This is a genomic window from Alcanivorax sp. HI0044 (assembly GCF_001634945.1).
The window spans coordinates 1-5487 of the sequence record NZ_LWEZ01001167.1 but is presented as its reverse complement, the minus strand read 5'-3'; the positions used below and the strand labels follow the sequence as shown (position 1 = coordinate 5487).

The following is a 5487-nucleotide window of genomic DNA, read 5'->3' as shown; positions in this document are numbered from 1 at the left end:
GATGGCAACCCGCTGGAGCCGGTACTGGCGCAATTCTGCCCGGAAACCTCCGAAGCGGATCTGGGTCCGACCACGCCGATCGACTGTCTGACCGAAGCCGGTAACAGCTTCGGTAACGTGGAAGAGCTGCTGCTGGGGTCCAACCCACTGACCGAGGCGCTGTGCCCGGAAGCGGCAGCGAACAGCCCGATCGACCCGGCGGCCTGCTTCATGGAAGCGGCTGGCGGTGGTCTGCCCGGTGGTGGCGGTGGCGACAACCCGCTGGCCCCGTTGCTGGAGCAGTTTTGTCCGGAAACCGCTGCTGGTGCGATTGGTCCCACTACGCCCACTGACTGTCTGACGGAAGCCGGTGCCGGTCTTGCCGCCCTGGAAGAGCTGTTGGGTCCGCTGACCGAGCCGAATCCACTCACCGATCAGGTGTGCCCGGAAACCTCTGAAACCGGTACCGTGGATCCGACCGAATGCTTCATCGAGTCCCTGGACAACGTGGAGCTGCTCAACTCCGAGCAGATCGGCCTGCTGCCGGGCTGTCCGCTACTGAGTGCCTTTAATGACGAGGGCAACCTGTCGCTGACTCTGGGTCTGGCTTGTCTGGCGAATCAGGAAACCGGCGAGGGCATCTCTCTGGAATCCGGCAACGCCCTGACGGACCTGTTCGAAAATCTGCTGGGTGGCTTGTTCTAAGTCTGACTCAGTAACGCAACAGAAAAAGCCCGGCCTTCGCGCCGGGCTTTTTTTTATGGATCCTCCCTTGTAGGAGTGCCTCTCGAGGCGCGAACCGAGCGTAGCGAGGTAAGGACTGAAGGGCATCAATATCGAAAAGAGACTGCTGTAAAGACACAAAAAATCCGGCTTCCCGCGAGTGGAAACCGGATTTTCGGAAAGGCCCGCTCTGCCTGCAATGCTTAAGTGAACGGCATTACGGCGCGAAGGCCGGGCTTTTTCAATGCGGGGGCAGCCTTAGCCATTACGTTTTGGCAGCGCCTCGCGCAGTTTGTCGGCCATGCTGCGAATGGCTTCTTCGGTGGTGTCCCAGGCGATACAGCCGTCGGTGATGGACACGCCGTATTCCAGGTCGTCCAGATTCGGCGGGATCTTCTGGTTGCCGAATTTCAGGTGCGATTCCACCATCAGGCCGAGGATGGACTCGTTGCCTTCCAGGATCTGGTTGGCGATGTTTTCCATCACCAGCGGCTGCAGGCCCGGGTCCTTGTTGGAGTTGGCGTGGGAGCAATCCACCATGATGTTGGTGGAGACACCGGCTTTCTCCAGTGCCTGTTCAGCCAACGCCACGGACACGGAATCGTAGTTCGGCTTGCCGCCACCGCCACGCAACACAACATGACCGTACTGGTTGCCCTTGGTGGTGGTCAGCGCCACGCGGCCTTCCGGGTCGATGCCCAGGAAGCGGTGAGGGGACTGTACGCTCAGCATGGCATTCACAGCCACATCCAGGCTGCCATCGGTACCGTTCTTGAAGCCCACCGGGCTGGACAGGCCGGAAGACATTTCCCGGTGTGTCTGGCTCTCGGTGGTACGCGCGCCAATGGCGTTCCAGGCGATCAAGTCCTGCAGGTACTGCGGGGTGGTCGGGTCCAACGCTTCGGTGGCGGCGGGCAGGCCTAGCTCAGCCACATCCAGCAGCAGCTTGCGGGCGATATGCAGGCCGTCTTCCACCTTGAAGGAATCGTTCATGTAAGGGTCGTTGATCAGCCCTTTCCAGCCCACAGTGGTACGCGGCTTCTCAAAGTAGACACGCAGCACCAGGTAGATGGTGTCGCTCACCTCGTCGGCCAGCTTCTTCAGCCGGGCGGCGTATTCCATGGCGGCGTCCGTATCGTGGATAGAGCAGGGGCCAATCACCACGAACAGGCGATGGTCCTTGCGGTCCAGAATATTACGGATGGTCTCGCGGCCGCTGATCACAGTCTGGCGGGCGTTATCGCTGAGGGGCAATTTTTCCTTCAGCGCGTTGGGCGTAATCAGTACGTCCTGCGAGGCAATGTTAAGGTCGTCTACCTGCTTGTCGGTCATGATGTGCTTTGCTACCTGTAGTTGCTGGAGGCCCCGTGCCCTGTTCTTGCGCGGCGGGCTCTGGCTGACACTCCCTTTGTAGAGGTCCAGCAGTCTAGCGGAATCAGGCGGCCAGAGAAATATCAAGGGGCCTGTCTGTGCCATAGGGTGGGCAATGAAGGGCGACCATCAGCTACGAGCTACGAGCTACGAGCTGCTAGCGACTAGGCGCGAGGTAGCCCCTCTGGGTTATGCATAGTCAGTGCCCGCGTTCAGGCCGAGTCCCCGTGCCTGGCAGTGAACGGGTTGTTCTCGCAGCTAGAAGCTCGTAGCTAGCAGCTAGATTCCTGCAATCAGCTCTTCCACATACGCCGGCACCAGTTCGCTGGCCAGGCCGTGCTGGTGCTCCGCAAAGGCGGTGAGTCGCTGGGAGGGCTCCAGATTCAGTTCCACGGTGTGTGCACCATGGCGGTTGGCCTCTTCTACAAAGCCGGCGGCCGGGTACACGTTGCCACTGGTGCCGATGCTGATAAAGCGGTCACACTGGGACAAGGCGCGGTAGATGGCTTCCATTTGCAGGGGCATTTCCCCGAACCACACCACATGAGGGCGCAGGCAGCCTTTGCCGCCGCAGAGCGGGCAGGGCAGGTTGACGGTCAGGTCGTGGTCCAGCTCTACCAGGCCGCCGCTGGTCTGGCAGCGGCCCTTGAGCAGTTCGCCGTGCATGTGGATCAGGTTGCGGCTGCCGGCGCGTTCGTGGAGGTCGTCAATGTTCTGGGTCACCAGCAGTACCTTGCCCGCCGGGAAGGCTTTCTCTAACTTGGCCAGTGCCCGGTGGGCCGCATTGGGCTGAATGGCCGGTGTGAGTAGCTGTTGGCGGCGCTGGTTGTAGAAGTTCTGCACCAGCAGGGGATTGCGCAGGAAGGCCTCCGGGGTGGCCACATCTTCTACCCGGTGGTTTTCCCACAGCCCGTCCGCCGCCCGGAAGGTCTTGATCCCGGATTCCGCAGAGATTCCGGCGCCGGTAAGTATTACAATGTTTTCAGCCATTTATCCGCCCGTATTACGTAAGGTTTCAGATTCTATGGACACCATTATCGACCAACAGGAAAACCTCAGCCTGCCACCGCGCGGTAACGTGACCCTGCTTCACTTTCACCAGGGCATGGTACTGCTGGTCGGCGAAGACGCGGTGGGCCTGTATCGCGACCGGGTTGCCATTGATGACCCTCTGGCCAATGGTGTCATCGGCTACGAAACCATTCCACCTTCATTACAGCCGCAGTGGAGCGAGGTGTGCGGTTTTGTCCGCGAGCACCAATCCGGCTTTGTTGGCTTGAATGAAGGGGGCGTGCTTTTTATTCGCCCGGATGGTGTGGCGCTCTATCCCAGTGGCATGCATGCGTTGCAGAATCAGGAAATGAGCTGGTTGATTCCCTTTCCGCCATTGAATGCGTAAATAGAGACGCAGAATGCGGCATGCGACACGCAACACGGAAAAGCAAAATCGTCGTAACCCCCGGGCATTAGAAGCGTGGGTGCGGCATTGAAGAGATGAATAGACCTGTATCGCGTTGTTGCGTTGAGCGTGACGCGTGCAGCGAAAACGGAGTTTTTTTATGGCCGAAGAAACAACCCGCCTGCGTTTGCGTACGCTCACCGAAGACGATTACCCGGCGCTGGCGCGCCTTATGGATCAGGTCTATCACGATATTGGTGGGGCCTGGCCGGAAGACACCATCAAGACCCTGATCCGCATTTTTCAGGACGGGCAGCTGGTCATTGAGGATAACGGCGAGCTGGTGGCCACGGCGCTGACCATCAAGGTCAAATACGACCGTTTCTCCAACCCGCATCGCTACGAAGACCTGATCACCGATGACAAGGTGCGCTCCCACGACAAGAATGGCGATGCGCTGTACGGCCTGGATGTGTTCGTGGACAAGGAATACCGCGGCTACCGTTTGGGGCGCCGGCTTTACGAAGCGCGTAAAGAGCTGTGCCGGGAAGAAAACCTGCGTGCGATTTTGGCGGGTGGTCGCCTGCCGGGGTATACCAACTACGCGGACCAGATGCCGGTGACCGAATATATCGAGCAGGTGGAAGCCCGCGCCATCTACGATCCTATTTTGTCATTCCAGCTTTCCAATGGCTTCGACGTGAAACGTTTGATGAAAGCGTATTTGCCGGAAGACGAAGACTCCCACGGCTACGCCACCCTGCTGGAATGGGACAACATCCTCTACGAACCGGAAGATGACGACGCCGAGTGGCCGCGCCGTACTGTGGTGCGCGTGGGCGTGGTCCAGCGCCGCATGCGCGCCGCCCGCGACGTGCAGGACCTGCTCAACCAGGTGGAATTCTTTATCGACGCGCTGTCCGATTACCGCGCCGATTTCGCCGTGCTGCCGGAATTCTTCAGCGCACCATTGATGGGCCTGCGCCCGGAACTGAACTCCGTGGAAGCGGTGCGCTTCCTGGCCAGCTTCACCGACGAAGTGCGTGATGCGTTGGCGGACATGGCGGTGAGCTACAACATCAACATCGTCGGCGGCTCCATGCCGGTGATTGAAGATGACAAGGTCTACAACGTGGCCTACCTGATGCGCCGCGATGGCTCGGTGGAATCCCAATACAAGATCCATATCACGCCCCATGAACGCCGTGACTGGGTGATCCAGGGTGGTGACAAGCTGCAGGTATTCGACACCGATGCGGGCAGGGTGGGTATCCTGATCTGCTATGACGTGGAATTCCCTGAACTGGGCCGGATTCTCGCCGACGAGAAAATGGATATCCTGTTCGTCCCGTTCTGGACCGACACCAAGAACGGCTACCTGCGCGTACGCCACTGCGCCCAGGCCCGCGCCATCGAAAACGAATGCTACGTGGCCATCTCCGGCTCCGTGGGCAACCTGCCACGGGTGGATGCGGTGGACATCCAGTACGCCCAGTCCTCGGTATTTTCCCCCAGCGACTTCTACTTCCCCCACGATGCCATCATCAGTGAGTCGGTCCCCAATACCGAAATGCTGATGTTTGCGGATGTGGATCTGGAGAAGCTGAAACTGCTACACCGGGAAGGGTCGGTGACCAACCTGCGTGATCGGAGAGATGATCTTTATAGTCTGGATTGGAAAAACAAAGACTGAATCCTGCCAGGGCAGGGCCGTCCGGCCCTGCCTGCCTTCGCACCGTTATCAACTGTAGGAGATTCTATGTTGTCCACCCCAGTCTTCATGAGGCAGGGGCCGGCTGATAGTCGGTGCCATTTTTCATAAGCGCGAAGGCGATACGAACCAGTTTGCGCGCCAGGATGACTAACGCTTGGGTAGTTGCCAGCCCTCGATCCAGATAAGCCTGATAGACCCCTGCCCAACGCTTGCTCCGGCGAGCGNCCATGGCCGCCCAGTAAAGCAGCCTGCGAGCTTCTGAGTCCCCTTTCTTGGTCAGTTTTCGCTTGCCGGTTTTGGT

The 5487-nt window shown here is 59.3% G+C and carries 4 protein-coding genes and 2 pseudogenes; 3 read left to right on the top strand and 3 right to left on the bottom strand.

Translation table 11 applies throughout. From position 1 onward, the window contains the following. Positions 1-684, top strand: a pseudogene (locus A3730_RS31740) (hypothetical protein); the annotation flags it as partial. A gap of 276 nt (positions 685-960) precedes the next feature. Here A3730_RS31740 and A3730_RS15330 read toward each other — a convergent pair. Continuing rightward, the gene (locus tag A3730_RS15330; RefSeq protein WP_063538376.1) at positions 961-2034 is read right to left on the bottom strand and encodes a 3-deoxy-7-phosphoheptulonate synthase; all 1074 of its coding nucleotides are present in this window, start codon (positions 2032-2034) and stop codon (positions 961-963) included. Positions 2035-2352: 318 nt separating this feature from the next. Beyond that, positions 2353-3063 carry a Sir2 family NAD+-dependent deacetylase gene (cobB, locus tag A3730_RS15325; protein ID WP_063521262.1) on the bottom strand — a complete coding sequence of 237 codons (711 nt, stop codon included), beginning with the start codon at positions 3061-3063 and terminating at the stop codon, positions 2353-2355. Positions 3064-3097: 34 nt separating this feature from the next. On the opposite strand from cobB, the gene A3730_RS15320 reads away from it, so the two are divergent. Continuing rightward, positions 3098-3472, top strand: coding sequence for a hypothetical protein (locus A3730_RS15320; protein WP_063521261.1), 375 nt, complete (start codon positions 3098-3100; stop codon positions 3470-3472). A 160-nt stretch (positions 3473-3632) separates the two neighbouring features. Continuing rightward, positions 3633-5165, top strand: coding sequence for a bifunctional GNAT family N-acetyltransferase/carbon-nitrogen hydrolase family protein (locus A3730_RS15315; protein WP_063538373.1), 1533 nt, complete (start codon positions 3633-3635; stop codon positions 5163-5165). Between the two features lie 85 nt (positions 5166-5250). On the opposite strand, the pseudogene A3730_RS31735 reads toward A3730_RS15315, so the two are convergent. After that, positions 5251-5487 (bottom strand): annotated as a pseudogene (locus tag A3730_RS31735) (IS110 family transposase); the annotation flags it as partial.